The sequence below is a fragment of the Herminiimonas sp. CN genome (assembly GCF_000622895.1).
Lineage (GTDB): Bacteria > Pseudomonadota > Gammaproteobacteria > Burkholderiales > Burkholderiaceae_D > AVCC01.
The window spans coordinates 19,497-44,322 of sequence record NZ_AVCC01000021.1; the positions used below are offsets into that span (position 1 = coordinate 19,497).

Genomic DNA, 24,826 nt, shown 5'->3' on the forward strand with positions numbered 1-24,826 from the left:
GTGACTAGACGCCTATTCCATCTGCTGACCTGCTGCCTGCTGGCCTTGCTGGCGCAGCTGCCGCTGGCGGCGCGCGCCGGCGATGCGGTCGAAATCGTGCAGGCCCAGCTGGAGGCGAGCGAAGACGGCTACCGGCTGCAGGCCAGTTTTGCGTTCGAGCTCAATCGCGGGCTGGAAGATGCGATCATGCGCGGCGTGCCGCTGTCGTTTACCACCGAAGTCGAACTGACGCAGCCGCGCTGGTACTGGTTCGACGAGAAAACCCTGCTGGCTTCGCGCACGGTGCGCATTTCCTACAATGTGCTGACGCGCCGCTATCACGCCGCCATCAGCGGCAGCCTGCAGCAGAGTTTTGCCACGCTCGACGATGCGCTGTCGCTGATCCGTCATCCGGGACGCTGGCTGGTAGCGGAAAAGGGCGAGCTGAAGGCCGGCCAGACCTACCGGGTCGCAGTGCGCATGCGGCTCGACGTGACGCAGCTGACCAAGCCGTTCCAGGTCAACGCGCTCAACAACAGCGACTGGCAAATGGCCTCCGACTGGAAGCGCTTCAATTTCAGGGCAGACGACAAGTGACGCGGCAGATGCGGTATCTGCTGGTGGCCGGCGGCGCCATCATGAGCATCCTGCTGTTCCTGCTGGCTTCGGCATCCGAGAATTCCTCCTTTTTCGAGCAGAATTATCCGTGGCTGCTGGGTTTGAACGCGCTGGTCGCAGTGCTGCTGCTGGGCTCGGTCATGGTGCTGCTGGCGCGCCTGTACAAGCGCTACCGGCGCGGCAAGTTCGGCTCGCGCCTGATGGCGCGGCTGGTATTGCTGTTCGCGCTGATGGGCATTCTGCCGGGGGCGCTGATCTATCTGGTGTCGGTGCAGTTCGTGTCGCGCTCGATCGAATCGTGGTTCGACGTGCGGGTCGAATCGGCGCTGGAATCGGGCCTGAACCTCGGCCGTGCGGCACTGGACGAATCGCTCAACGATCTGCAGTCGAAGGCCCGCAATGTGGCGCAGGAACTGGCCGACTTGCCGGACGCCGCGCTGTCGTCGCGGCTGTCGCGGCTGCGCGAGCAAAGCCAGGTCCAGGAAGCCACGGTGTTGAGCGCCGACGGCCGCGTGATCGCCACCGCGGGCGGCAGCCTGACCAGCCTGCTGCCGGATTTGCCGAGCGCCGCGGTGCTGCGCAGGGCGCGCCTGAGCCGCGGCTTTGCCGCCATCGAGGGCGGCGCCGACCCCGGCGCCGAACCGGATAAGAATGCGGCAAAAGATGCGGCTCAATATGCCGGTCCGAACCACGATGCGGGTGCCGCGCAGGCATTGCGGTTGCGGGTAGTGCTGCAGCTGCCGGCTTCGATGAGTTCGCTGTCGCTGCAGAGCGAGACTTACTTCCTGCAACTGTTGCAGCCGGTGCCGGCCCAGCTGGCGGCCAATGCCGAAGATCTGCGGGTGGCGTACAGTGAGTACCAGCAGCGCTCGCTGGCGCGCTCCGGCCTGCGCAAGATATATATCGTGACGCTGACGCTGACCTTGCTGCTGGCGATTTTCGCTGCCATCGTCAGCGCCTTCCTGATCGCCAGCGGCCTGGCCAAGCCGCTGCTGCTGCTGGCCGAGGGCACCAGGGCGGTGGCCGAGGGCGATTTGTCGCCGCGCCCGATCGTCGCCACCCCGGACGAGCTGGGTACCCTGACGCAATCGTTCAATGCGATGACGCGGCAATTGCTGGATGCACGCACTGCGGTCGAGCGCAACAGCGCGGCGCTGGAGCACGCGAAAGCCTATCTGGAGTCGGTGCTGGCGAACATGTCGGCCGGGGTGCTGGTGCTCGATACCGAATTCAGGCTGGTTTCCTGCAATGCTTCAGTCGAGCGCATTCTGCAGCAGCAACTGGACCAGGCGCTTGGGCAACCGTTGTCGCAGATCGCCGGGCTGGCCGCATTTTCAGACGCGGTGACCCGGGCTTTTTCAGAACAAAGCGCACAGACTGCCGCTGGCGATAGTGATGGCGGTAACCTGCACTGGCAGCAGCAGATCGAAATCCCGCGCCAGCCGGCCGGGGACGAGGCCGGGCACGCGATCACGCTGCTGGCGCGCGGCTCGAATTTGCCGCTCGACCAGGGCAACGGCTATGTGGTGGTGTTCGACGATATTTCAGACGTCATTTCGGCCCAGCGTTCGCTGGCCTGGGGCGAGGTGGCGCGCCGCCTCGCGCATGAAATCAAGAATCCGCTGACGCCGATCCAGCTCTCGGCCGAGCGCCTGCAGATGAAGCTGCACGGCAAGCTGTCGGCCGAGGATGCAGCGATGCTCGACAAGGGCACCGCCACCATCGTCAACCAGGTCACCTCGATGAAGCGGATGGTCGATAATTTCCGCGATTACGCCAGAACACCGCCGGCGGTACTGGTGCCGCTGGACCTGAATGCGCTGATCCGCGAAATCCTGCAGTTATACTTGAACGAGGATGCCAGCGACACCATCCACCTGTCGCTGGGCGCCGATGTGCCGGAAATCATGGGCGACCCGACGCAGCTGCGCCAAGTGGTCCATAATCTGTTGCAGAATGCCCAGGACGCGGTCAATGAGCGCGATGGCAAGGAAGGCGGCCCGGTGTCGCGCATCGATGTCAGGACCGAAACCATCCGTTACCAGGGCGCCGATGGCGGCAGCCGGACTGCGGTGCGGTTGTCGATCAGCGACAATGGCAGCGGTTTTCCGCCACGGATCCTGGCTTCCGCGTTTGAGCCTTATGTGACTTCCAAGCCGCGCGGCACCGGACTCGGCCTGGCCATGGTGAAAAAGATTGTCGATGAACACGGCGGCCGCATCGACATACAGAACCGCAACGACGACAGCGGCGCAACGATCCGGATCGTACTGCTTAAGTTGGCAGATGAGTTGGCAGATAAGCTGCCTGAAAAAACACCATCGTTACTGCGGTGATGGCGCCGGGTTAAAATAATGTTGCTAAAATATTACTAGGAAAACAATTCGTTATGGCTAATATCCTCGTCGTGGATGATGAAATGGGGATCCGTGAATTGCTTTCGGAAATTCTGAGCGATGAAGGTCATGCGGTCCAGCTGGCGGAAAATGCCGGGCAGGCGCGCCAGCAGCGCGCCGCCGGCGTGCCGGATCTGGTGCTGCTGGACATCTGGATGCCGGACACCGATGGCGTGACCCTGCTCAAGGAATGGCAGCGCGACGGCTTGCTGACGATGCCGGTCATCATGATGTCCGGCCACGCAACGATCGATACCGCGGTCGAGGCGACCCGCATCGGTGCCATCAACTTTCTGGAAAAGCCGATCTCGCTGCAAAAGCTGCTGAAGGCGGTTCAGCAGGGCTTGTCGAAGGGCAGCGACCCTGCGCGCATCGCTTCCTCCTTCGCAAAAACGATGCCGCCGCCCGCTCCCGAACCCGCCGCTGCGCCGGCCCAGGCGCCGGCACCCGGATCGGTTGCCGGGCATGCCGCACACGCGCTGCCGGCCACGGCAGAAATCAACGAAGCGCGGTTTTTCGCGATGACTCTTGAATTGCCGCTGCGCGAGGCGCGCGACGCCTTCGAGCGGGTGTATTTCGAATACCATCTGGGGCGCGAAGGCGGCAGCATGACGCGGGTGGCCGACAAGACCGGGCTGGAGCGCACCCATCTGTACCGCAAACTCAAGCAGCTGGGGATCGAATCGGTAAAAGCCGCCCGCAAGCTGCAGGGCGATGCGGTGCCGGATGCGGCGCCGGAATCCAATAATTAACGCGTGAACCGGCAGCCGCAAGCGGCCCTGGTGCGCGTCACGCTGGTGACCGGCGCCAGCGCCGCCGCGCGCGAGCAGGCCATCGCTCGTGCGATCCGGGCCGCAGCGCCGGCGCCAAACGGCAGCATCGCGCTGATCCTGGAGGGCTTGCCGGGCGGCCTGTCGCAGCAAACTGTCGCGCTCGATCCGCAGCACAATCCGGTTTTGGGCCAGACGGCCCGGATCGCTCCCGGCTGCATGTGCTGCGTCGGCAACCTGACGCTGAAGGTGACCCTGAACCGGATCCTGCGGCGTGCGCCGCAGTGCCTGTACATCAGCCTGGCCGGCGCCGCCCACATCGGGCAGCTGCGCGCTTTCCTGAGCCGGCCGCCGTACGATGTCCTGCTCAGGCTGGGCGACGATCTGGCGGCGGCCTAGTCGCTGTAGCGGATGGTCAGCGGCGCGTGGTCGCTAAAACGCTGCTCCTTGTAAATTGCCGCGCTGCTGGCGCCGCCGGCGATGCCGGGTGTGGCGATCTGGTAATCGATGCGCCAGCCGACGTTGTTGGCCCAAGCCTGGCCGCGGTTGCTCCACCAGGTGTAGGCTTCGCCGGTGGCATTCGGCTGCAGCCGGCGAAACACATCGACCAGTCCGATTTCATCGAATACGCGCGACAGCCAGGCCCGTTCCTCGGGCAGGAAGCCGGAGTTTTTCTGGTTGCTCTTCCAGTTCTTCAGGTCGATTTGCTGGTGCGCGATGTTCCAGTCGCCGCAGATGACGATTTCGCGGCCGCTGTTTTTCAATGCCAGCAGGTGCGGCAGGAAAGCCTCCATGAAGCGGAATTTGGCCAGCTGCCGCTCGTCGCTGGAAGAGCCGGACGGGCAATACAGCGAGATCACCGTCAGCGTGCCGAAATCGCATTCGACATAGCGGCCTTCGGCGTCGAATTCCGGGTTGCCGAAGCCGATGGTCACGCTTTTTGCCGGCATCCGGCTATAGATGCCGGTGCCGGAGTAGCCCTTCTTTTCCGCGTAGTGGAAGTAGCCGTGATAGCCGGGCGGGTTCAGGAATTCCGGCGTCATGTCGGCTGCCTGCGCCTTGAGTTCCTGGACGCAGACGAAGTCGGCATCCTGTTTCTGCATCCAGTCGAAAAAGCCTTTTTTGCTGGCGGAACGGATGCCGTTGAGATTGGCGGAAATGATGGTCGGCATAAAGTGCAGGCGTGTTTGATCAGCCGGCAGCATAACCGAAAGCCGGCAATCCCGCGCCGGGCAGCGGATTTGCTCAGCGCCATCAATCTGCCGCAATGGCTTTAAAATAGCGTTCTATTTGGTTAATCACTGACGTTGCTTGTCAGATCACAGCTGCCGGGGAGATTTCTTGAACAACTTGCGTCAACAATTCATTGCATTTTCGGTCGATGCCGGGGTGCTGCAATTCGGCCGGTTCGTCACCAAGGCGGGCCGCACTTCGCCGTATTTCTTCAACGCCGGCCTGTTCAACTACGGCCAGACCCTGGGCCGGCTGGCCGAATTCTACGCGCAGACGCTGCTTGATTCCGGGGTCGAGTTCGACATGCTGTACGGTCCGGCCTACAAGGGCATCACGCTGGCTTCGGCGACCGCGGTGGCGCTGGCCAACAAAGGCCGCAATGTGCCGTTCGCCTACAACCGCAAGGAGGCCAAAGACCACGGCGAGGGCGGCACCATCGTCGGCGCCAAGCTGGAAGGGCGGGTGGTGATCATCGACGACGTGATTTCAGCCGGCACTTCGGTGCGCGAATCGGTCGAACTGATCCGCGCCGCCGGCGCCCAGCCGTGCGCAGTGCTGATCGCGCTCGACCGGATGGAGCGTTCCGGGGGCGACGACGCGCTGTCCGCGCACTCGGCGGTGCAGGAAGTCAGCAACGCCTATCAGATGCCGGTGATTTCGATCGGCAACCTGGACGACTTGCTGGAATATATTTCGGCGGCCGGCGCCAGTTCGCAGCTGGCGCAATATGCGGATGCCGTGGCCGCCTACCGGCAGCGCTACGGGGTCTGATGTTCGGGCCGCAGGCGGCGCTTGTTCCTGCAATATACAGAATCCTGTATTTTTTGAATGCGCACAAAATACATGCGGAAAATCGCATGTATTTTGCTATACCCATGCTTTATGCCTCAAGCTTCTGCTTCAGCAGGGCATTCACCTGGGCCGGATTGGCCTTGCCCTTGGTGGCTTTCATCGCCTGGCCGATCAGCGCGTTGAAGGCTTTTTCCTTGCCGGCGCGGAAGTCCTCGACCAGCTTGGCGTTGTCGGCCATGACTGCATCGATGATGGTTTCCAGCGCGCCGCTGTCGGAAATCTGCTTCAGCCCCTTGGCTTCGATGATGCGGTCGGCGCTGTCGTCGTGCTCCGGGCCGGCCTCCCACATCGCCGCGAACACTTCCTTGGCGATCTTGTTGGAAATGGTGCCGTCGGCGATGCGCTGCAGCAGCAGCGCCAGTTGCGCGGCCGCTACCGGGCTGGCGGCGATCTCGATGCTCTCGCGGTTCAGGGTCGAGGCGACGTCGCCCATTAGCCAGTTGGCGGCGCTCTTGGCCTGCTCGCGGCCGGTCTTGGCTACCACCGCTTCGAAGTAGTGCGCCATCGCCTTCGATTGCGTCAGCACTGCCGCATCGTATTCGGACAGCGCGTAATCGTGCACGAAACGCTCGCGCATCGCGCCCGGCAGCTCCGGCATCGCGGCCCGGACCCGTTCGATCCACTCCGGCGCGATCACCAGCGGCGGCAGGTCGGGGTCGGGGAAGTAGCGGTAATCCTGCGCGTCTTCCTTGCTGCGCATCGAGCGGGTTTCCTTTTTGTCCGGGTCGTACAGCCGGGTTGCCTGCTGCACGCTGCCGCCGTCCTCGATCAGCTCGATCTGGCGCCGCACTTCGTAGTTGATCGCGTCTTCCATGAAGCGAAACGAGTTCAGGTTCTTGATCTCGCAGCGGGTGCCGTATTCCTTCTGTCCGAGCGGGCGCACCGAAACGTTGGCGTCGCAGCGGAACGAGCCTTCCTGCATGTTGCCGTCGCAAATCCCGAGCCACATCACCAGCGCATGCAGCGCCTTCGCGTAGGCCACCGCTTCGGCGGCGCTGCGCATGTCGGGTTCGGTGACGATTTCCAACAGCGGCGTGCCGGCCCGGTTCAGGTCGATCCCGGTCATGCCGTGATAATCCTCGTGCAGCGATTTGCCGGCGTCCTCTTCCAGGTGGGCGCGCGTCAGCTGCACTTCCCGCAATTCGGGCTTGCCGTCTATTTCCAGCATGAACGGCACGCGGCCGCCCTGCACCACCGGAATCTCGAACTGGCTGATCTGGTAGCCTTTCGGCAAATCGGGGTAAAAGTAATTCTTGCGCGCGAAAACCGATTGCGGCGCAACGGTGGCGCCAACCGCCAGCCCGAACTCGATTGCGCGCTCGACCGCGCCGCGGTTCATCACCGGCAATACGCCGGGCAGCGCCAGATCGACCGGGCAGGCCTGGGTGTTGGGTTCGGCGCCGAAACGGGTCGGCGCTGCGCTGAAAATTTTTGACTGGGTCGAGAGCTGGGCGTGTGTCTCAAGACCGATTACGACTTCCCACTGCATATTGTCTGTCCTTGCTGGCTGATTAAGCGTCTGTATCTGGGTGATCGGGCGGCGGGTCAGATTCCGGCCGGTGCGCGCTGGTGCCAGTCGGTCGCCTGCTGGAACTGATGGGCGACGTTGAGCAATTTTGCCTCGTCGAAATAGTTGCCGATGATCTGCAGGCCGACCGGGCGCTGCGCATTCTTGTCGCCCTGACCGAAGCCGCACGGGATCGACATCCCCGGCAGGCCGGCCAGGCTGGTCGACAGCGTGTAGATGTCGGCCAGGTAGTTCGCCACCGGGTCGTCGGCCTTGTCGCCGATATCCCAGGCCACGGTAGGCGCCACCGGCCCCATGATGACGTCGCACTGCGCGAACGCGTGCTGGAAGTCCTGCGCGATCAGGCGCCGGATTTTTTGCGCCTGCAGGTAGTAGGCGTCGTAATAGCCGTGGCACAGCACGTAGGTGCCGACCAGGATGCGGCGCTGGACTTCCTCGCCGAAGCCTTCGGCGCGGGTTTTCTTGTACATGTCCGACAGGTCTGTGTATTCCTTGGCGCGGTGGCCGTAGCGCACGCCGTCGAAGCGGGACAGGTTGGACGAGGCTTCGGCCGGCGCGATCACGTAATACACCGGGATCGACAGCGCGGTGTTCGGCAGCGCAATGTCGACCAGGGTGGCGCCGAGCTTCTCGTACTCGTGCAAGGCGATGCGGATCGCCTGTTCGACGTCGGCGGCCAGCCCGTTGCCGAAATATTCCTTGGGCAGGCCGATGCGCAAGCCCTGCAGCGGCCGCTGCAGGTCGCGGCTGTAGTCCTCAATGTCGCCGCCCTTGCCGCACTCGAGGCTGGTCGAGTCGCGCGCATCGAAGCCGGCCATGGCGCCCAGCAGCAGCGCGCAATCCTCGGCAGTCCTGGCCATCGGCCCGCCCTGGTCGAGCGAGGAGGCGAACGCGATCATGCCGAAGCGCGATACCCGGCCGTAGGTCGGCTTGATGCCGGTAATGCCGCACAGGGCGGCCGGCTGGCGGATCGAGCCGCCGGTGTCGGTGCCGGTGGCAGCCGGTGTCAGGCGCGCGGCAACGGCGGCGGCCGAACCGCCGCTGGAGCCGCCCGGGATCGCGCGCTTGTCCCACGGGTTCTTGACCGCGCCGAAGTAGGAATTCTCATTCGAGCCGCCCATCGCGAATTCATCGCAATTGAGCTTGCCCAGCGTCACCATGCCGGCGTTATTGAACTGTTCGACCACCGCCGCGTCGAACGGGCTGGTGTAGTTTTCCAGCATCTTCGAGCCGGCAGTCGAGCGCCAGCCGCGCGTGACGAAAATATCCTTGTGCGCAATCGGGATGCCGGTCAGCGCCGTGGCGTCGTTGCCGGCCAGGCGGACGTCGGCAGCGGCAGCCTGCTGCAGGGTCAGCGCCGCATCGACGTGCAGGAAGGCGTTCAGGTCGCTGTGCTTGATGCGTTCCAGGTGCAGCGTCGCCAGTTCGGTGGCGGAAATCTGTTTGGCCTGGAGCAGGGCCGAGAGTTGCTTGATGGTTTTGGTATGCATGAGGTCGGTATTCATTCAACGTGAAAGTCGCGGTGCGACTCACTTCGCTCCCCTCTCCCGCGGGCGGGAGAGGGGTTGGGGAGAGGGCGGTCGCGGCGTGGCGTCAGGGCTGCGGCTTATTCGATCACTTTGGGTACCAGATACAAGCCGTCCTGGATGGCGGGGGCGACTTGTTGATATTCTTCGCGCCGGCTGGGCTCGGTCGCTACGTCTTCGCGCAGCCGCAGCGCCAGATTCGGCATGTGGGCGGCGATCGGATGGCTCAAGGGTTCGATGCCGGCAGTGTCGATCGCGCGCATTTGCTCGACCAGGGCAAAGATCCCGTTGAGCTGCTCCAGCGATTTGGCGGCCTGGGCGTCGCCGAGTTCGAGTTGCGCCAGATGGGCGATGCGTTTGACGTCGGATAATGCTAGTGGCATGGTTGGCTGGGCGCCAGGGGCGCGTGAAAATGATGAAAAAAATACTCTAATGGCGACAAAACCCTGTCAAAACAACCTATTGCGCAGATGTTTTTGGACTGTAAGCGGCCGAGGTTCCGCTAAATTATAAGGTAGAATGGCAGGTTGTTGCCTTGCTGGCGCGGTGGTGGTATCGCTGCAGGCATCCATAGTTACCTCAAAATTCTTAAGCGCACTATTGTTGCGCATCAGGACAATTCATGTTTGGATTTTTACGCAGTTATTTTTCGAATGATCTGGCAATCGATCTGGGCACCGCCAACACGCTGATTTACGTGCGCGGCCAGAACATCGTGCTGGACGAACCCTCGGTGGTGGCGATTCGGCAGGAAGGCGGCCCGAACGGCAAGAAAACCATCATGGCGGTGGGCAGGGAAGCCAAGCAGATGCTGGGCAAGGTGCCCGGCAACATCGAAGCGATCCGGCCGATGAAAGACGGCGTAATCGCCGACTTCACCGTCACCGAGCAAATGCTCAAGCAATTCATACGCATGGTGCATGACACCAAGTTCTTCAAGCCGTCGCCGCGCATCATCATTTGCGTGCCGTGCGGCTCGACCCAGGTCGAGCGGCGCGCGATCCGCGAATCTGCGCTGGGCGCCGGCGCTTCCCAGGTATTCCTGATCGAAGAGCCGATGGCGGCCGCCATCGGCGCCGGCTTGCCGGTGTCGGATGCGACCGGTTCGATGGTGGTCGATATCGGCGGCGGCACCACCGAAGTCGGCATCATCTCGCTCGGCGGCATGGTCTACAAGGGGTCGATCCGGGTCGGCGGCGACAAGTTCGACGAAGCGATCGTCAATTACATCCGGCGCAACTACGGCATGCTGATCGGCGAGCAGACCGCCGAAATGATCAAGAAAACCATCGGCTCGGCTTTCCCGGGTTCCGAAGTCAAGGAAATGGAAGTCAAGGGGCGCAACCTGTCGGAAGGCATCCCGCGCTCGTTTACGATTTCCAGCAATGAAATCCTGGAAGCCTTGACCGACCCGCTCAACAACATCGTCTCGGCGGTCAAGAATGCGCTGGAGCAAACCCCGCCGGAACTCGGCGCGGACATCGCTGAAAAAGGCATGATGCTGACCGGCGGCGGCGCCCTGCTGAGCGACCTCGACCGCTTGCTGATGGAAGAAACCGGACTGCCGGTGCTGGTAGCGGAAGATCCGCTGACCTGCGTGGTGCGCGGCTCCGGCATGGCGCTGGAACGCATGGACAAGCTGGGTTCGATTTTTTCGCACGAATAAACAGTTCGATATCGGCAGCCTGAATGGGTGTATCCGGCTCCAGCTGTTGCAGCTTTGTTCGACTGCCGCTCTTAGATTGACTTGAATGCAATACAGCCCTCCACCCCTGTTCAAGCAAGGCGCATCGGCGCGCGTGAAGGTGGTATTTTTTGCCTTGCTCGCGATCGTTTTTCTGGTGGTTGATTCGCACCTGCGCTCGCTCGGCCTGATTCGCCAGGTAGTCGGCACTGTGCTGTATCCGTTGCAGATGGTGGCACTGATGCCGCGCGATGCCGCGTACCGGGTCGGCGATTATTTTTCCTCGGTTGCGACGCTGCAAAGTGAAGTCAAAGGCTTGCGGCTGCAGCAAATCCAGAACTCCCAGACCATCCAGCAATCAAACCAGCTAATGGCGGAGAATGCCCAGTTGCGCAAGTTGCTGGCGGCCGGCGAGCGCCTTCCGGTGCAGTCGGTGCTGGCCGAAATCCTGTACGACGCGCGCGACGCCTACAGCCGCAAGATCGTGATGAACCGGGGCGCGCAGCACGGCGTAGCGGCCGGGCAACCGGTGATTGATGATGCGGGCGTGGTCGGCCAGGTCACGCGGGTGTTCCCGTTTACTTCGGAAATCACCTTGTTGACCGACCGCGATCAAGCCATTCCAGTGATGAATGTGCGTAATGGCTTGCGCAGCGTTGCGTATGGCCGCGGTCAGTCCGGGCTGCTGGATTTGCGCTTCATTGCAACCAATGCCGACATCCGCAAGGGCGACATGCTGACGACTTCCGGCATCGACGGCATCTATCCGGCCGGTCTGGCGGTGGCGCAGGTGGTGCAGGTCGAGAGCAAATCGAACGATGCATTCGACCGCGTGACCTGCCAGCCGCTGGCCGGCATCAACCGCAACAAGCAGTTCCTGATCCTGCTGGCGCAAGCCACGCCGTCGATCTATGCGCCGCCGGCGGCGAACCCGAACAATGGCAAGCATGGCCAGAAAAACCTACAGGGCAAGCCAGACAAGGCGGCTGAAACTGCCAAGAAAGCCGCCGGCGCCGCTGTTGCGCCGAAATCACCGGAGCGTGCGCGATGACCATGAACCGCCCCCATTACATCCTGCTGCCGGCCAGCCCCGGCTTCATTGTTCTCAGCCTGATCGGTGCTTTCCTGCTGAATCTGCAGCCGCTGGGCGGCTGGATCGGCGTGCCCGATTTCGTCGCGCTGGTATTGGTGTTCTGGAGTATCCACCAGCCGCGCCGGGTGGGGATCGGGGTCGCCTTCCTGATGGGTTTGCTGATGGACGTGCACGACGCCGCCCTGCTGGGGGAAGATGCGCTGGCTTACACCTTGCTGTCGTATTTTGCCATTACGCTGCACCGCCGCGTGCTGTGGTTTCCGACCGTGTCGCAAATCTGGTACATCCTGCCGCTGTTGCTGATGACGCAACTGGTGCAGATGACGGTGCAACTGCTGGTCAGCGGTAAGCTGCCGGGCTGGACGTTTTTCCTGGAAAGCTTTGTTTCAGCCGCCTTGTGGCCGCTGGCGACATGGCTGTTGCTGGCGCCGCAGCGGCGGGCCATCGACCGGGACGACACGCGGCCGCTGTGAGGCTGGGCTGGATATGTGCGCGAACCGCCTTGCCGCTCGGATTCCCGTACCGGAACACGCATGACTGAATTCAAGAATACCGAACGCGAATTGCATTTTTTTCGGCTGCGGCTGACGGTGGCGGGCATCTTCGTGTTCGTCTGCTTTGCGCTGTTGCTGTCGCGCTTCGTCTGGCTGCAGGTCTACAAGCACGACGATTACGCGGCGCGGGCTGAAAACAACCGGATCTCGATCGTCCCGGTGGTGCCGAACCGCGGCTTGATCCTGGACCGCAATGGTGCCGTGCTGGCGCGCAATTATTCCGCGTACACGCTGGAAATCACGACTTCCAAGCTCGACCGCAAGCTTGACGACGTGATCGACGAGTTGGCGACGCTGGTCGATATTCAGGCCCGGGACCGTAAGCGGTTCAGGAAACTGCTGGACGAATCGAAGAAATTTGAAAGCTTGCCGATCCGCACCCGTCTTACCGACGAAGAAGTGGCCCGCTTCACCGCGCAGCGCTACCGCTTTCCAGGCGTCGATATCCAGGCCCGGCTGTTCCGGCAGTACCCTTTGAGCGCATCGGCCGCGCACGTGATCGGCTACATCGGCCGCATCAGCCAGAAGGATGCCGAGATCATCGATGATTCGGATGACGCCGCCAACTACAACGGCACCAGTTACATCGGCAAGGATGGGCTGGAAAAAAGCTACGAAAAAGTGTTGCACGGCAAGACCGGCTATGAAGAGGTCGAAATCACCGCCAGCGGCAGGGCGGTGCGCTCGCTCTCCAGAACGGCGGCGGTGCCCGGCAATAATCTGATCTTGTCGATCGACATGGAATTGCAGAAAATCGTCGAGGAAGCATTCGGCGACCGGCTCGGCGCGCTGGTGGCAATCGAGCCGGAAACCGGCGACGTGCTGGCTTTCGTGTCGCAGCCCTCGTTCGACCCGAACCTGTTCGTGGAAGGCATCGATCAGCAAAGCTGGGACGAGTTGAACAATTCGCCCGAACGGCCGCTGCTGAACCGTCCGCTGACCGGCACCTATCCGCCGGGTTCGACCTACAAGCCGTTCATGGCGCTGGCTGCACTGGAACTGGGCAAGCGCACGCCGGAGGCCGCGATTGCCGATCCCGGGTTTTTCGTCCTGGGCAACCATCAGTTCCGCGACGACAAGGAGGGCGGGCACGGCCGGGTGGATATGTACAAATCGATCGTGCAATCGTGCGACACTTATTACTACATGCTGGCCAACGACCTCGGCGTGGATACGATGCATGACTTCATGAAGCCGTTCGGTTTTGGCCAGCTGACCGGAATCGATCTGGAGCACGAGCGCACCGGCCTGCTGCCGTCCACCGCGTGGAAGCGCACTGCCTACAAGAAGCCGGCGCAACAAAAATGGTATGCGGGCGAAACGATTTCGCTCGGCATCGGCCAGGGATATAACGCCTTTACCATTTTGCAGCTGGCGCACGCAGTGGCCAACCTGGCCAACAATGGCGTGGTGATGAAGCCGCACCTGGTGAAGATGATGGAGAATGCGGACACCCGCGCGCGCACCCTGACGGTGCCCAAGGAGAGCTACCGGATCACGCTGGCGCAGAAGAATATCGACTTCATCAAAAAGGCCATGGTCGGCGTCACGCACGAGGGCACATCGTCGCGGGCGTTCGCCAATGCCGGCTATGAATCCGGTGGCAAGACCGGCACCGCGCAGGTGGTCGGCATCAAGAAAAACGAGAAGTACGATGCCCGGAAGATGGCTGCGCATTTGCTCGATCACGCACTGTATACGGCTTTTGCACCGGCCGACAAGCCGCGCATTGCGATTGCCGTGATCGTCGAGAACGGCGGTTTCGGGGCTGCCGCGGCGGCGCCGATCGTCAGAAAGGCGCTCGATTATTATCTGCTGGGCAAGCGGCCGGAAGACAAGGCGAATCCTGCTGCCGGCGGCAACAGCGCCGAGCGGAGCCCGCCTGCGCCAAACCCCAACCTGACACAGGATTAACCATGTTCATCCGTACACCGCGGCAGTTGCCGTCCACGCATCATGCTTGAGAAGCGCCACCCGTGGCAGGTCGTCAAGCCCTTCCTGAACGTATTCGACGGGCCGCTGGCGCTGATCATGTTCCTGATTCTGGCGACCGGGATCGTTACCGTGTATTCGGCCGGCATCGATTTTCCGGGCCGGATCGAGGACCATCTGCGCAATATCGTGATCGCGTTCGGCGTGTTGTGGGTCGCCGCCAACATCCCGCCGCAAACGCTGATGCGTTTTGCCGTGCCGGTGTATGCGCTGGGCATCAGCTTGCTGCTGGCGGTCGCCCTGTTCGGCATGGTCAAGAAGGGTTCGCGGCGCTGGATCGATCTCGGCGTGGTGATCCAGCCGTCCGAAATCATGAAGATTGCGATGCCGCTGATGCTGGCCTGGTTCTTTCAGCGGCGCGAAGGCATGATCCGCTGGAAGGAGTTCCTGATCGCCGGCCTGCTGCTGCTGGTGCCGGTCGGCCTGATCATGAAGCAGCCCGATCTGGGCACTGCGGTGCTGGTGCTGGCGGCCGGGTTCTACGTGATTTTCCTGGCCGGGCTGTCGTGGAAGGTGCTGCTGGGTCTGGTGCTGACGGTTGGCGCCAGCCTGCCGGTGGTCTGGACCCTGATGCACGACTATCAGCGCGCGCGCGTGATGATGCTGATCGATCCGACTCTCGACCCGCTGGGCAAGGGCTTTCACATCATCCAGTCGACCATTGCGGTCGGCTCCGGCGGCGTCATCGGCAAGGGCTGGCTGCATGGCACCCAGTCGCATCTGGAATTCATCCCGGAGCGCACCACCGATTTCATCTTTGCAGTCTTTTCCGAAGAATTCGGACTGATCGGCAATGCCTTCCTGCTCAGCCTGTATTCATTGCTGGTGATCCGCGGCCTGATGATCGCAGCCAATGCGCCGACCCTGTTCTCGCGTCTGCTGGCGGGGGCAATCACGCTGATCTTCTTCACCTATGCGTTCGTCAACATGGGCATGGTCAGTGGCATCCTGCCGGTGGTGGGGGTGCCGCTGCCCATGATGAGTTACGGCGGCACCGCGCTGGTGACGCTAGGGCTGGGCGCCGGCATCCTGATGAGCATCCAGCGCCATCGCAAGCTGATTCAAACCTAGCCGGCTTCCGGCGGAATCCCTATTTAATGGATTTTTGACGGGTATGGCTAGAAATACCTGCTTTTCTGCAGGTATTATATGCACAATATAAAAATACAATATGCGGTATGTATTTGCATAGAAATCTTCAAAACCGGCCGTGCGGGCATCATCGCCGGCCCCTAGCGGAGCATCCGATGCAGATCAAATCTTTCCAAGCTAGTCTGGCGCACCTCAAATCTGGCGCGCTACTGTTGGCGGCAACCCTGCTGTGGGGTTGCAGCAGCATGCCGAAGACGGCTGCGCCGGCCGCCGACCAGGGCGTTGCCGCCAAGTCCGTCCGCTCGAAGCAGGCTGCGCCGGCGCTGCCGGCGGCCGGCTCCGGCCGCGGCGGCTATTACAAGGACGACGGCCCGGGCGACAATCCGCCGGACGATCTGGATGCGATACCCGACGCCGAGCCGAAAGTCGAGCCGTATTTGGCCCGTGCCAACCGGCCGTATACGGTGTTCGGCCAGACTTATACGCCGGTTACCGCGGAAGTCCCGCTGCGCCAGCGCGGCATCGGCAGTTGGTACGGCAAGAAATTCCATGGCCAGAAAACCTCGTCCGGCGAACTGTACGACATGTACAAGATGACCGCCGCCCATCCGACCCTACCGATTCCGTCCTATGCGCGGGTCACCAACCTGCTCAACGGCAAGCAGGTGATCGTGCGCATCAACGACCGCGGCCCGTTCCATTCCAGCCGCATCATGGACCTGTCGTACACTGCGGCGCTGAAACTGGGCTATTTGGGCAAGGGTAGCGGCGAACTGGAAATCGAGCGCCTGCTGCCGGCCGATATCGCCCGCATCCGGAGCGAGAAACAGCAACTGGCGGCAGTGCCCGCACCTGCCGCACCGTTGCTGCCGGCCATGGCGGCGCAGCCGGCAGCCGGCGCGCATGGCGCTGACAGCGGTTTTTACCTGCAGCTGGGCGCTTACGGCCAGGCGTATAACGCACAATCGATGCGCGATCAGCTGGCGCAGAGCTGGTCCGATACCCTGCAGCCGATCGCGGTAGTCCAGGCAGGCGCGCTGTACCGCCTGTACAGCGGCCCGTACGCGAACCGCGGCGCGGCGCAGCAGGCCGCGCAAAAAGTGCAGTCCTCGGGCGCCGCGCTGCCGTTCATCGTGCAGCGTTAGCGTTAATCTTGCGCGCCGGTGGCGTCGATGTCGGCCAGGCACTCCCGCCCGCGCGGCGTGATGTCGAACCGGTCCGGTAGTGCAGCGCTGATGTAGCCTTTTTTGCCGAGGAAGGTGACGACCCCGGCCTCCAGTTTTGCCAGCGGATCTGCCGCTACTGCGCGCAGGCCGTCGATGCAGCTCTGGATAAACAGCGTTTGCTGGCCCTTTTCGGTCAGCGTCAGGCTGTTGTCCTTGCCGTACGCAAGGTATTTCAAGCCAGCCAGACGCTTGGCGTTTCTTGCCACGCACGCGCTGCTGCGGGCCGACCTGGGATTTTTGCTGATTTGCCCGAGTGCGTTAAATTCATCCTTGGTCAAACGATGGTTCATGCCAATTTCCTGTGAAAGAACTTGCTATCCGCTATTCTGCATTTTCAAAAAAATAAAATATACTGGCAGTCGTATTTTAAATAAATCATTAAAATACAGCGTGAATGGTGTATTTATTAACTATACTCCAGTGAAAATTAGTTTATTGGAGTCTGCTCCGATTCTGCCTTGAGGCGCAACGCCCGTTCGTACAGTGCGTTCTTCTTGTGTCCGGTGATCTGCGCGGCCAGCGCTGCGGCTTGCTTCAGCGGGCATTCGGCCAGCAGGATGCGCAGCACGCGTTCGGCCTCGGCGTCATCCTCGTCAGCTGCTGGCGGCGCGCCCTCCAGCAGCAGCACGTACTCGCCTTTCTGGCGATGCGTGTCGGCCGCTACCCAGGCAGCGGCGTCGGACAAAGGGCAGCGATGGATTTCCTCGAACAATTTGGTCAATTCGCGCGCAAATACGATCTGGCGCCGGGGGCAGAATGCCGCTGCCAGCGCATCGACCGTTTCATTGATGCGGTGCGGCGCCTCGTAAAAAATCAGGGTCGCAGCAGCCGCGCGCAGCTGTTGCAGGGCCAGCGCCCGGGCGCTGGCCCTGGCCGGCAAAAAGCCGACGAAATGGAACTGGTCGCATACTAGGCCGCTGGCCGACAGCGCCGCGATGGCGGCCGACGGGCCGGGCAAGGGCAGCACCCGCAAACCGGCCGCGCGCACCGCATCGACGATGCGCGCGCCGGGGTCGGAGACGGCCGGGGTGCCGGCGTCCGACACCAGCGCGATGCGCTCGCCGGCCTGCAGCCGGGCAATCAGCTTCTCGGCGACTGCGCGCTCGTTGTGCTGGTGGGCGGCGATCAGGTGCTTCGACAAGCCGTAGTGGCTCAGCAGGTGGCCGGTGTTGCGGGTATCCTCGCAGGCCACCGCATCCACCAGCGCCAGCGCGTGCAGCGCGCGCAGCGTGATGTCGGCGAAGTTTCCGATCGGCGTAGCCAGCACATATAATGTGGCCGCAGGATACGTTTGGCGCGCCACTTCATCCATCAGTGGCAGGGCGACCAGGGCATTAGGGGGAGCAGGATTCATTAGGAGTGGCCGATGTCGTACAAATGGATAAAAACGCTGTTGTTGTGCGGTGCGCTGGCGGGTTGCAGCAGTGTCAGCCTGGACCCGGTTTTCAACGACTGCCGCGTAGCGCCTGCATTGTGCGCGCCTGTGACGCCAAATACAACTGCGTCAGCGGCGGCGGTCAAGCCGGCCATGCGGCCCGAGCCGTTGCCGGCACCGCTCGTCTCCAGCGCCGAAACCAGCAGCGTGGCTACGCCGGAAATAACCATCCTGCGTCTGGAAAAAACGCTGTCGATGCGGATGCCGGTACGTATTGCGCTGCTGCTGCCGCTGCGCTCAGAAACTCTGGGAAAAGCGGCCGATGCGGTGCGCGCCGGCTTCATGGCCGCCTACGAGCGCGACCGGGAGGACGTCAGCGTCAGCGTGATCGGGACCGACGATGCTGCGCCGCAGACCCTGTCGGCCTACAATGATGCGCAAGCCGGCCACGACGTGATCGTCGGTCCGTTGTCGCGCGGCAGCGTAGCGGCAGTTGCACGCAGCGGCGCGGTACGGATTCCCGCCATCGTGCTGAACCAGCCGCTGCCGGCAGTGGAGTTGCCGCCGAACATGCTGGCGATGGGCCTGTCGGTCGAGGATGAGGCGCGCCAGGTCGCGCGCTGGGCCAGCGGCGAACATCCGGGCGCAAGCGCCTTCGTGGTCAGCACGAATATCGCCTGGCAACGCCGTGCCGCCCAAGCGTTTGCGGCCGAGTGGCAGCGCCTGGGCCTGGCGTCGCAATCAGTGGAGCTGGGACTGGCCGGCGGCTACCTGAGCGCGAACGGCCTGGACCAACTGCGCACTCGGCTGCAGAGCAGCGCAGCGCCGGCGCTGCTGTTGGTGTCAATGGATGCCGGCCTGACCCGGCAACTGCGGCAGGCCATCGGCACCGAAATTCCGCTCTACGGCACCTCGCAACTGAATCCTTTCGTCCGCGCCGGCAGCGATGCCGATCCGCTGCTCGAAGGGCTGCATCTGGTGGACATGCCGTGGCAGTTGCAGCCGGATCACCCGGCCGTGATGGCTTACCCGCGCCTGATCGCCGATGCCGACCGCAGAAATAATCCGGATCTGGAGCGCCTGTACGCGCTGGGCATCGACGCCTACCGGGTCGCCCGCGAAATCGCCGCCGGCCACGACCAATTTGAGATCGACGGCGTAACCGGCCGGCTGGCGGTGGCTTTCGGCCACGGCCAAGCCAGCATCGAGCGCATTGCGCTGCCGGCGGTGTATCAGGATGGGGCGATACTGCTGTTGCCGGGCACGCGCTAGCAGCATGGGCCTGTTCGATGCACTGCCGCGACTGCTTGGCGCCGAGCGCCGGACCGCGCGGCAAATCACCGGACAGGCCGGCGAGGATGCCGCGCTGGCGTACCTGAGCGCGCAGGGACTGGTGCTGTTGCAGCGCAATTTCCGTTGCAGGGGCGGCGAAATCGACCTCGTCATGCAGGACGACAAGGCGCTGGTGTTTGTCGAAGTGCGCCGGCGCGCCAATCTGCGCCACGGCGGCGCTGCGGCCAGCGTGACCCGCAGCAAGCAGGCGCGCCTGATCGTCGCCGCGCAGATCTATTTGCAGCGCTACCGGATGCCGCCGGCTTGCCGCTTCGACGTGATCGCGATCGATGGCGATCACCTGGAATGGCTGCGCAACGCGATCGACACCTGATCCCATTTCGACCACTGCTCTATAATCTCCGACATGATGACAAACCAACGAATTCTCGGCCACTTCCACGAAAGCGCCGAGCTCAAGATGCAGGCCGCGAATCAGCTGGCCGAGCCGATTGCGCAAGCGGTCGAGCTGATGTTCATGGCGCTGTCCAACGGCAACAAGATCCTGGCCTGCGGCAATGGCGGCTCGGCGGCCGATTGCCAGCATTTCGCCGCCGAACTGGTCGGCCGTTTCGAGCGCGAACGGTTGCCCCTGCCGGCGCTGGCGCTGACCACCGACAGTTCTATTTTGACTGCGGTGGGGAACGATTACGGCTACCGCGACATCTATGCCAAGCAGGTGCAGGCTTTCGGGCAATCCGGCGACGTCTTGCTGGCGATTTCGACCTCGGGCAATTCGGCCAATGTGATAGCCGCGATCGAGGCCGCGCTGGAGCGCGACATGCGGGTGGTGGCATTGACCGGCAAGGGCGGCGGCGCCATCGGCAAGCAGATCACCGATGCGGACGTGCATATCTGCGTGCCGCACGACCGTACCGCGCGGATCCAGGAAGTGCATCTGTTGACGATTCATTGTTTGTGCGACGGCATCGACGTTGCACTATTTGGGGGGGATGGTAATGATTGAACGGCAGTATGTGCAAATGCGTTGGCAACAATGGAAGCGCCCGCTGGCTACTGCAATCTTGTGCGTCAGCGTGCTGGCGAGCTTGCAGGGCTGCGTCGGCATGGTGGTCGGCGGTGCGGTGATGGGGACGCTGGCGGCGACCGACCGGCGCACGCTGGGAGCGCAAACCGAAGACAAGGCGATCGTGGTCAAGGGCGAAACCCGGATTCCGAACCTGATCGGCGATGCCGGCCATGTCAACGTCACCAGCTTCAACCGCCGGGTGCTGCTCACCGGCGAAGTGCGCGATGCCCAGACGAAGGCGGCAGTCGAACGCGAAGCGCAAGCGATCGAAGGCGTCAAGGCGGTGGTCAACGAGCTGGAGATCGCCGGCCCGACCAGCTTTACCTCGCGCTCGAACGACACCCTGATCACCGGCAAGATCAAGGCCTCCTTCGTCGACGCCCAGGACATGTATGCGAATTCGGTCAAGGTGGTGACCGAGCGCGGCAACGTCTATCTGCTGGGGCGCGTTACCCAGCGCGAAGGCGAGCGCGCCGGCAATATCGCCAGCGGCGTGGCCGGCGTGCAGAGGGTGGTGAAGGTGTTCGAATACATCAGCGAAGACGAACTGCGCTCGCTGTCGGCGGCGCAGGAAGCTGCAAACTGATGGCTGCGGCAGCCGGCGGCAAGGCTGGCTGCCGAATCGCTATAATTAGGTAACTCACCAATCACACCGGATACATACCCGATGGCATCTCCTGACAACAAATTTTCCCGCTTAGGCGCCCTGGCCTTGGCGGCGCTGCTGGCGGTCGCGCTGGCCGGCTGCGGCACGCCGGCGCCGGAAGTCACCTACACCAGCCTTTCCGGCGAGAAAATCACTTCCCAAAGCCTGCGCGGCAAGGTGGTGATGGTCAATTTCTGGGCCACCTCCTGCACTACCTGCGTCAAGGAAATGCCGGAGATGGTCAAGACCTACAACAAGTTCCAGGGCAAGGGGCTGGAATTTCTGGCCGTTGCGATGAGCTACGATCCGCCGAACTACGTGCTGAACTACGCCCAGACCCGCAGCCTGCCGTTCAAGGTCGCGCTCGATGCCGACGGCGCGCTGGCCAAGGCCTTCGGCGACATCAAGCTGACCCCGACCACCTTCGTCATCGACAAGAAGGGCAACATCCTGAAGCGCTACGTCGGCGAGCCCGACTTTGCCGAACTGCACCAGTTGCTGGACAAGGCGCTGGCGGCCTGACTCTGCCGCCACCCAATAAAAAGCGCCGGACAGGCGCTTTTTTGTTTTCCGACGTTGCCATATACCAACCATGGTATTTTTAACTGCCGCGCATTATGTATGAGGCAATGGCAGGCATTTAATGCATACTCCAGTTATTGTCAGATCAGCTTGGAGAATTTCGAGGTGGTGGCCTGGCTCAGGTACTTGTCGAACACCATGCCGACTGCGCGCACGAACAGCCGACCCTTGGGCGTCACCTGGATGCTGTCGGCATCGACCGTGATCAGGCCGGCTTCCTGGTACTGGCCCAGCAAGCCCAGCTCGGGCGCAAAGTAGGTCACGAAATCGATGCCGTAGGCGCGGTTGATGGCGGCGAAATCGACCGGCCCGCTGCACATCAACTCCATGATCACCTGGCGCCGCAGCACGTCGTCCATCGACAGCGCATAGCCGCGGTCAATCGGCAGCACGCCGCGGTCGATGCACTCGTAGTACGCATTCACGGTGCGCACCGCCTGGCTGTAGGAGTGGCCGACCTTGCTGATGGCCGACACGCCCAGGCCGACCAGGTCGCAGTCGGCGCGCGTGGTGTAGCCCTGGAAATTGCGGTGCAGGCTCTTGTCCAGCCGCGCCAGGTTCAGCTCGTCGCCCGGCTTGGAGAAATGATCGAGGCCGATATACACGTAGCCGGCGTCCAGCAGGCGGCGCATCGACAGCAGGAAAATCTGCAGCCGCTCCTCGGCCGAAGGCAGGTCGCTGCCGACGATCAGGCGCTGGGCCTTGAAGCGGCTCGGCAAATGCGCGTAGTTGTAGAGCGCGATGCGGTCCGGCGACAGCGCGATGATGCTGTCGAGGGTATGGTCGAAGCTCTCCAGCGACTGCTTCGGCAGGCCGTAGATCAGATCGGCGTTGACCGACACGAAGCCGGCCTTGCGGCTGGCGCTGACGGCCTTCTCGACCATCGCGAGCGGCTGGATCCGGTTCACCGCCTGCTGCACCGCCGGGTCGAAATCCTGCACCCCGAAGCTGGTGCGGTTGAAACCCAGTTCGGCCAGCAGCGCCATGGTGTCGTCGTTGACGGTGCGCGGATCGATCTCGATCCCGAGTTCGGCATCCGGCAGGAAATCGAAATGGCGGCGCAGCATCTGCATCAGCTGGCGCAATTCGTCCGGGCTCAGGAAGGTCGGCGTGCCGCCGCCGAAATGCAGTTGCGCGGTCTGCCGGTCGGGGCCGATGCGGGCCGCCACCAGCGCCATCTCCCGCTCCAGATAGCGCAGGTATTCGGCCGCCCGGCCGTGTTCCTTGGTGATGATCTTGTTGCACGCGCAGAAATAGCACAGCGACTCGCAAAACGGAATGTGCACATACACCGACAGCGGCGGGTTGCTGCCGGTGTTGGCGGCGCGCTGCTCCAGCTGCGCATCGTAGGACTGCGCATTGAATTCGGCATGGAAGCGATCGGCGGTCGGATACGAGGTATATCGCGGACCTAAAGTATCGAAGCGGCGGATCAGCTGTTCTGAAATTTCTATATCGGGCGATGCAGGGTTCATGGAGTTACCTATCGGATACGAAGTATTGTCAATGGTGCGCCAGCTGATGCTGGTCGATAGCGCAAAAGGCCTATTTTACGCCACCTGCAGCACCGATCCGGCACTGCTTGAGAGCCTGCCACCGGCACGTTGTTTGCGGAAGACACTCTTCGGCAATACGGTAGTTTGCTTCAAGTCGCTAAAGGCAGCGATACGAGGAATCCCAGGCTACGGCGTTTTCACGATCGTGGCAGCCGGCGAGCTTGAGTGTCATGTTCGGAGTCTCACGCGGATAACCAACAAGCGCACACATCTCCGGGCTGTCTGCCGTTTCGGCAGTCGCTATTGGCGCAACCTCGTGCGAGCGCGGGCATAACTATCCGACTCCGGCACTCGGCATGACGGCGCGGTGCGTGGCGTTTAACACTTCGGATCGGCATAGCCAAGCCATTGCCGATTGCGCGCAATATCGATGCGAATACCATGCCATTCAGGAGCAATTCGTAAGGCCTGTGACGAGTTGGGCGGATCAGGCGGCAGCAAGCAAAATATAAATTTCCATCAGAAATATTTTTTTCATTAAATAATTTTTTGATGTAGCATGAGCCTGAAATAATTTTGTTGATGTAGGTCAATAAAAAGATAACGTAATGATATCCAAAACCATTGGAAAAAATTTTTGGGGACCGCAATGACTGTCAATATCAGTACCAATACTGCGTTTCTGGATCCGCAATGTTATCGGACGCAACGCCCTCCCCCGGTAGTGTCGCTACGTCCCTCTGGCGCGGCCCTGGAATTTCTCGTCTTCACCCTGGGCCAGGAAGAATACGGGATCGATATCCAGAAAGTCCAGGAGTTGCGCGGCTACGATGCGGTGACCCGCATCGCCAACAGCCCCGACTTCATCAAGGGTGTCGTCAATCTGCGCGGCGTCATCGTGCCGATCCTCGACATGCGCATCAAATTCAGCCTCGGCGCTCCCGCTTACGACCAGTTCACGGTGGTCATCATCCTCAACATTGCCGGCCGCACCGTCGGCATGGTGGTCGATCGCGTGTCGGATGTGATCACGCTGACGGCGGCGCAGATGAAACCGGCGCCGGAGATCGGTGGAACGCTCGATACCGACTATCTGATCGGCCTGGGCACGCTGGATGACCGGATGCTGATTCTGGTCGATATCGGCAGACTGATGTCCGGCACGGAAATGGCATGCAGCGCCGGGACAGCGCGACAGCGTATTCACTAAAGTATCAACTAAATATTATAAAGACAACCAGTATGAACAATTTCAAAATATCGACCCGCCTGATCACCCTGATTGGCATCATGTCCGCGCTGCTGATTGCCATTGGCAGCGTGGGTCTGTCCGGCATCGGCCAGTCCAACGACGCGCTGAAGTCGGTATACGAAAACCGCACCGTAGCCGCGGGCCAGATTGCCGACATCCAGAGCGATTTGCTGGAGAACCGCCTGGCGATTGCCGTCTCGCTGGTGACCCCGACCCCCGAGTTCATCGCGAAGCAAACTGCCAAGATCGAGGCCAATATCGCCCACATCGGCAAAGTATGGGAAGCCTTCATGGCCACCACCCAAACCGCTGAGGAAGTGACCCTCGCCAAGAAATTTGCCGAGGATCGCGCCAGATTCGTGCAAGAAGGCTTGCTTCCGACCATAGCCGCCTTGCGCGCCAATGACGTGAACGCAGCCGGCCGGCTGGTGGTGGAGAAAATCCGACCGACGTATCAGCCGGTGGGCGAAGGCATCGATGCCCTGATGAAACTCCAACTCGACGAAGCCAAAAAAGAATACGAAGCTGCAGTAGCCCGCTACGCAACGATCCGCATGGTGTCGATCGCTT

Annotated in this window: 25 protein-coding genes; 18 read left to right on the forward strand and 7 right to left on the reverse strand. The window is 62.1% G+C overall.

From position 1 onward, the window contains the following. The 4 genes from HMCN_RS0106740 to HMCN_RS0106755 are packed head-to-tail and all read left to right on the forward strand — an operon-like array spanning position 1 to position 4,162. Positions 1 to 576 carry a DUF4390 domain-containing protein gene (locus HMCN_RS0106740; RefSeq protein WP_025916664.1) on the forward strand — a complete coding sequence of 192 codons (576 nt, stop codon included), beginning with the start codon at positions 1 to 3 and terminating at the stop codon, positions 574 to 576. Next, a complete protein-coding gene (locus HMCN_RS0106745) occupies positions 573 to 2,933 on the forward strand; it encodes a PAS domain-containing sensor histidine kinase (RefSeq protein WP_025916665.1) in 2,361 nt (786 codons plus the stop codon). Before HMCN_RS0106740 ends, HMCN_RS0106745 begins: the two co-directional genes overlap by 4 nt. A gap of 53 nt (positions 2,934 to 2,986) precedes the next feature. After that, a complete protein-coding gene (locus tag HMCN_RS0106750; protein ID WP_025916667.1) occupies positions 2,987 to 3,745 on the forward strand; it encodes a response regulator in 759 nt (252 codons plus the stop codon). Positions 3,746 to 3,748: 3 nt separating this feature from the next. After that, on the forward strand, positions 3,749 to 4,162 hold the full coding sequence (locus HMCN_RS0106755) for a hypothetical protein (RefSeq protein WP_025916668.1): 414 nt from the start codon (positions 3,749 to 3,751) through the stop codon (positions 4,160 to 4,162). Here HMCN_RS0106755 and HMCN_RS0106760 read toward each other — a convergent pair. Further along, the gene (locus HMCN_RS0106760; RefSeq protein WP_025916669.1) at positions 4,159 to 4,935 is read right to left on the reverse strand and encodes an exodeoxyribonuclease III; all 777 of its coding nucleotides are present in this window, start codon (positions 4,933 to 4,935) and stop codon (positions 4,159 to 4,161) included. The genes HMCN_RS0106755 and HMCN_RS0106760 overlap by 4 nt on opposite strands. Positions 4,936 to 5,104: 169 nt before the next feature. Here HMCN_RS0106760 and pyrE point away from each other — a divergent pair, with 169 nt between their 5' ends. Next, positions 5,105 to 5,767 carry an orotate phosphoribosyltransferase gene (pyrE, locus tag HMCN_RS0106765; protein ID WP_025916670.1) on the forward strand — a complete coding sequence of 221 codons (663 nt, stop codon included), beginning with the start codon at positions 5,105 to 5,107 and terminating at the stop codon, positions 5,765 to 5,767. 109 nt (positions 5,768 to 5,876) lie between these two features. Here the strand turns inward: pyrE and gatB are convergent, their stop codons facing one another. The 3 genes from gatB to gatC form a co-directional block, all read right to left on the reverse strand. Continuing rightward, positions 5,877 to 7,337 (reverse strand): Asp-tRNA(Asn)/Glu-tRNA(Gln) amidotransferase subunit GatB, encoded by a 1,461-nt coding sequence (gene gatB, locus HMCN_RS0106770; RefSeq protein WP_025916671.1) that lies wholly within the window; start codon positions 7,335 to 7,337, stop codon positions 5,877 to 5,879. 56 nt (positions 7,338 to 7,393) lie between these two features. Further along, positions 7,394 to 8,866: an Asp-tRNA(Asn)/Glu-tRNA(Gln) amidotransferase subunit GatA gene (gatA, locus tag HMCN_RS0106775; RefSeq protein ID WP_025916672.1), complete on the reverse strand. Its 1,473-nt coding sequence runs from the start codon at positions 8,864 to 8,866 to the stop codon at positions 7,394 to 7,396. 116 nt (positions 8,867 to 8,982) lie between these two features. Then, positions 8,983 to 9,285, reverse strand: coding sequence for an Asp-tRNA(Asn)/Glu-tRNA(Gln) amidotransferase subunit GatC (gene gatC, locus HMCN_RS0106780; RefSeq protein WP_025916673.1), 303 nt, complete (start codon positions 9,283 to 9,285; stop codon positions 8,983 to 8,985). Positions 9,286 to 9,524: 239 nt separating this feature from the next. On the opposite strand from gatC, the gene HMCN_RS0106785 reads away from it, so the two are divergent. The 6 genes from HMCN_RS0106785 to HMCN_RS0106810 all read left to right on the forward strand — a co-directional run bounded on the left by HMCN_RS0106785 (position 9,525) and on the right by HMCN_RS0106810 (position 16,462). Beyond that, positions 9,525 to 10,568, forward strand: a complete 1,044-nt coding sequence (locus HMCN_RS0106785; RefSeq protein WP_025916674.1) for a rod shape-determining protein — start codon at positions 9,525 to 9,527, stop codon at positions 10,566 to 10,568. Positions 10,569 to 10,653: 85 nt separating this feature from the next. Beyond that, entirely contained in the window at positions 10,654 to 11,637 is a 984-nt protein-coding gene (gene mreC, locus HMCN_RS0106790; protein ID WP_025916675.1) for a rod shape-determining protein MreC, read from the forward strand. Positions 11,638 to 11,639: 2 nt separating this feature from the next. After that, entirely contained in the window at positions 11,640 to 12,152 is a 513-nt protein-coding gene (gene mreD / locus HMCN_RS0106795) for a rod shape-determining protein MreD (protein ID WP_025916676.1), read from the forward strand. A 60-nt stretch (positions 12,153 to 12,212) separates the two neighbouring features. Then, positions 12,213 to 14,147 (forward strand): penicillin-binding protein 2, encoded by a 1,935-nt coding sequence (gene mrdA, locus HMCN_RS0106800; RefSeq protein ID WP_025916677.1) that lies wholly within the window; start codon positions 12,213 to 12,215, stop codon positions 14,145 to 14,147. 42 nt (positions 14,148 to 14,189) lie between these two features. Then, complete coding sequence (gene rodA / locus HMCN_RS0106805) at positions 14,190 to 15,296, forward strand: rod shape-determining protein RodA (protein WP_369792139.1); 1,107 nt, start codon at positions 14,190 to 14,192, stop codon at positions 15,294 to 15,296. Positions 15,297 to 15,472: 176 nt separating this feature from the next. Beyond that, on the forward strand, positions 15,473 to 16,462 hold the full coding sequence (locus HMCN_RS0106810) for a septal ring lytic transglycosylase RlpA family protein (protein ID WP_025916679.1): 990 nt from the start codon (positions 15,473 to 15,475) through the stop codon (positions 16,460 to 16,462). Positions 16,463 to 16,464: 2 nt separating this feature from the next. Here HMCN_RS0106810 and HMCN_RS0106815 read toward each other — a convergent pair whose 3' ends face one another. Together HMCN_RS0106815 and rsmI are read right to left on the reverse strand one after the other, a co-directional pair. Beyond that, on the reverse strand, positions 16,465 to 16,833 hold the full coding sequence (locus tag HMCN_RS0106815; RefSeq protein WP_025916680.1) for a hypothetical protein: 369 nt from the start codon (positions 16,831 to 16,833) through the stop codon (positions 16,465 to 16,467). Positions 16,834 to 16,970: 137 nt separating this feature from the next. Next, on the reverse strand, positions 16,971 to 17,897 hold the full coding sequence (gene rsmI, locus HMCN_RS0106820) for a 16S rRNA (cytidine(1402)-2'-O)-methyltransferase (RefSeq protein ID WP_025916681.1): 927 nt from the start codon (positions 17,895 to 17,897) through the stop codon (positions 16,971 to 16,973). A gap of 12 nt (positions 17,898 to 17,909) precedes the next feature. Here rsmI and HMCN_RS0106825 point away from each other — a divergent pair, with 12 nt between their 5' ends. The 5 genes from HMCN_RS0106825 (at position 17,910) to HMCN_RS0106845 (ending at position 21,448) form a co-directional block, all read left to right on the forward strand. Continuing rightward, the gene (locus HMCN_RS0106825) at positions 17,910 to 19,190 is read left to right on the forward strand and encodes a penicillin-binding protein activator (RefSeq protein ID WP_238552002.1); all 1,281 of its coding nucleotides are present in this window, start codon (positions 17,910 to 17,912) and stop codon (positions 19,188 to 19,190) included. A gap of 4 nt (positions 19,191 to 19,194) precedes the next feature. Further along, positions 19,195 to 19,584 (forward strand): YraN family protein, encoded by a 390-nt coding sequence (locus HMCN_RS0106830; RefSeq protein WP_025916683.1) that lies wholly within the window; start codon positions 19,195 to 19,197, stop codon positions 19,582 to 19,584. 36 nt (positions 19,585 to 19,620) lie between these two features. Then, on the forward strand, positions 19,621 to 20,217 hold the full coding sequence (locus tag HMCN_RS0106835; protein ID WP_025916684.1) for a phosphoheptose isomerase: 597 nt from the start codon (positions 19,621 to 19,623) through the stop codon (positions 20,215 to 20,217). A 16-nt stretch (positions 20,218 to 20,233) separates the two neighbouring features. Further along, positions 20,234 to 20,866, forward strand: a complete 633-nt coding sequence (locus tag HMCN_RS0106840) for a BON domain-containing protein (protein WP_238552005.1) — start codon at positions 20,234 to 20,236, stop codon at positions 20,864 to 20,866. A gap of 81 nt (positions 20,867 to 20,947) precedes the next feature. Next, the gene (locus HMCN_RS0106845) at positions 20,948 to 21,448 is read left to right on the forward strand and encodes a TlpA disulfide reductase family protein (RefSeq protein WP_025916686.1); all 501 of its coding nucleotides are present in this window, start codon (positions 20,948 to 20,950) and stop codon (positions 21,446 to 21,448) included. Positions 21,449 to 21,588: 140 nt separating this feature from the next. Here the strand turns inward: HMCN_RS0106845 and hemN are convergent, their stop codons facing one another. Beyond that, a complete protein-coding gene (gene hemN / locus HMCN_RS0106850) occupies positions 21,589 to 22,983 on the reverse strand; it encodes an oxygen-independent coproporphyrinogen III oxidase (protein ID WP_081801438.1) in 1,395 nt (464 codons plus the stop codon). Positions 22,984 to 23,653: 670 nt separating this feature from the next. On the opposite strand from hemN, the gene HMCN_RS17430 reads away from it, so the two are divergent. Together HMCN_RS17430 and HMCN_RS0106865 are read left to right on the forward strand one after the other, a co-directional pair. After that, entirely contained in the window at positions 23,654 to 24,214 is a 561-nt protein-coding gene (locus HMCN_RS17430) for a chemotaxis protein CheW (RefSeq protein ID WP_025916688.1), read from the forward strand. A gap of 32 nt (positions 24,215 to 24,246) precedes the next feature. Then, positions 24,247 to 24,826: Tar ligand binding domain-containing protein (locus HMCN_RS0106865; protein ID WP_025916689.1), on the forward strand; the 580-nt coding region annotated here is incomplete at its 3' end.

Excerpts from the sequence above, each read along its gene's own strand:
- HMCN_RS0106750 (WP_025916667.1), top strand. The coding sequence starts at position 2,987 with ATGGCTAATATCCTCGTCGTGGATGATGAAATGGGGATCCGTGAATTG.
- HMCN_RS0106760 (WP_025916669.1), bottom strand. The coding sequence starts at position 4,935 with ATGCCGACCATCATTTCCGCCAATCTCAACGGCATCCGTTCCGCCAGC.
- gatB (WP_025916671.1), bottom strand. The coding sequence starts at position 7,337 with ATGCAGTGGGAAGTCGTAATCGGTCTTGAGACACACGCCCAGCTCTCG.
- gatA (WP_025916672.1), bottom strand. The coding sequence starts at position 8,866 with ATGCATACCAAAACCATCAAGCAACTCTCGGCCCTGCTCCAGGCCAAA.
- gatC (WP_025916673.1), bottom strand. The coding sequence starts at position 9,285 with ATGCCACTAGCATTATCCGACGTCAAACGCATCGCCCATCTGGCGCAA.
- HMCN_RS0106785 (WP_025916674.1), top strand. The coding sequence starts at position 9,525 with ATGTTTGGATTTTTACGCAGTTATTTTTCGAATGATCTGGCAATCGAT.
- mreC (WP_025916675.1), top strand. The coding sequence starts at position 10,654 with ATGCAATACAGCCCTCCACCCCTGTTCAAGCAAGGCGCATCGGCGCGC.
- mreD (WP_025916676.1), top strand. The coding sequence starts at position 11,640 with ATGAACCGCCCCCATTACATCCTGCTGCCGGCCAGCCCCGGCTTCATT.
- mrdA (WP_025916677.1), top strand. The coding sequence starts at position 12,213 with ATGACTGAATTCAAGAATACCGAACGCGAATTGCATTTTTTTCGGCTG.
- rodA (WP_369792139.1), top strand. The coding sequence starts at position 14,190 with ATGCTTGAGAAGCGCCACCCGTGGCAGGTCGTCAAGCCCTTCCTGAAC.
- HMCN_RS0106810 (WP_025916679.1), top strand. The coding sequence starts at position 15,473 with ATGCAGATCAAATCTTTCCAAGCTAGTCTGGCGCACCTCAAATCTGGC.
- HMCN_RS0106815 (WP_025916680.1), bottom strand. The coding sequence starts at position 16,833 with ATGAACCATCGTTTGACCAAGGATGAATTTAACGCACTCGGGCAAATC.
- rsmI (WP_025916681.1), bottom strand. The coding sequence starts at position 17,897 with ATGAATCCTGCTCCCCCTAATGCCCTGGTCGCCCTGCCACTGATGGAT.
- HMCN_RS0106825 (WP_238552002.1), top strand. The coding sequence starts at position 17,910 with ATGTCGTACAAATGGATAAAAACGCTGTTGTTGTGCGGTGCGCTGGCG.
- HMCN_RS0106830 (WP_025916683.1), top strand. The coding sequence starts at position 19,195 with ATGGGCCTGTTCGATGCACTGCCGCGACTGCTTGGCGCCGAGCGCCGG.
- HMCN_RS0106835 (WP_025916684.1), top strand. The coding sequence starts at position 19,621 with ATGACAAACCAACGAATTCTCGGCCACTTCCACGAAAGCGCCGAGCTC.
- HMCN_RS0106840 (WP_238552005.1), top strand. The coding sequence starts at position 20,234 with ATGCGTTGGCAACAATGGAAGCGCCCGCTGGCTACTGCAATCTTGTGC.
- HMCN_RS0106845 (WP_025916686.1), top strand. The coding sequence starts at position 20,948 with ATGGCATCTCCTGACAACAAATTTTCCCGCTTAGGCGCCCTGGCCTTG.
- hemN (WP_081801438.1), bottom strand. The coding sequence starts at position 22,983 with ATGAACCCTGCATCGCCCGATATAGAAATTTCAGAACAGCTGATCCGC.
- HMCN_RS17430 (WP_025916688.1), top strand. The coding sequence starts at position 23,654 with ATGACTGTCAATATCAGTACCAATACTGCGTTTCTGGATCCGCAATGT.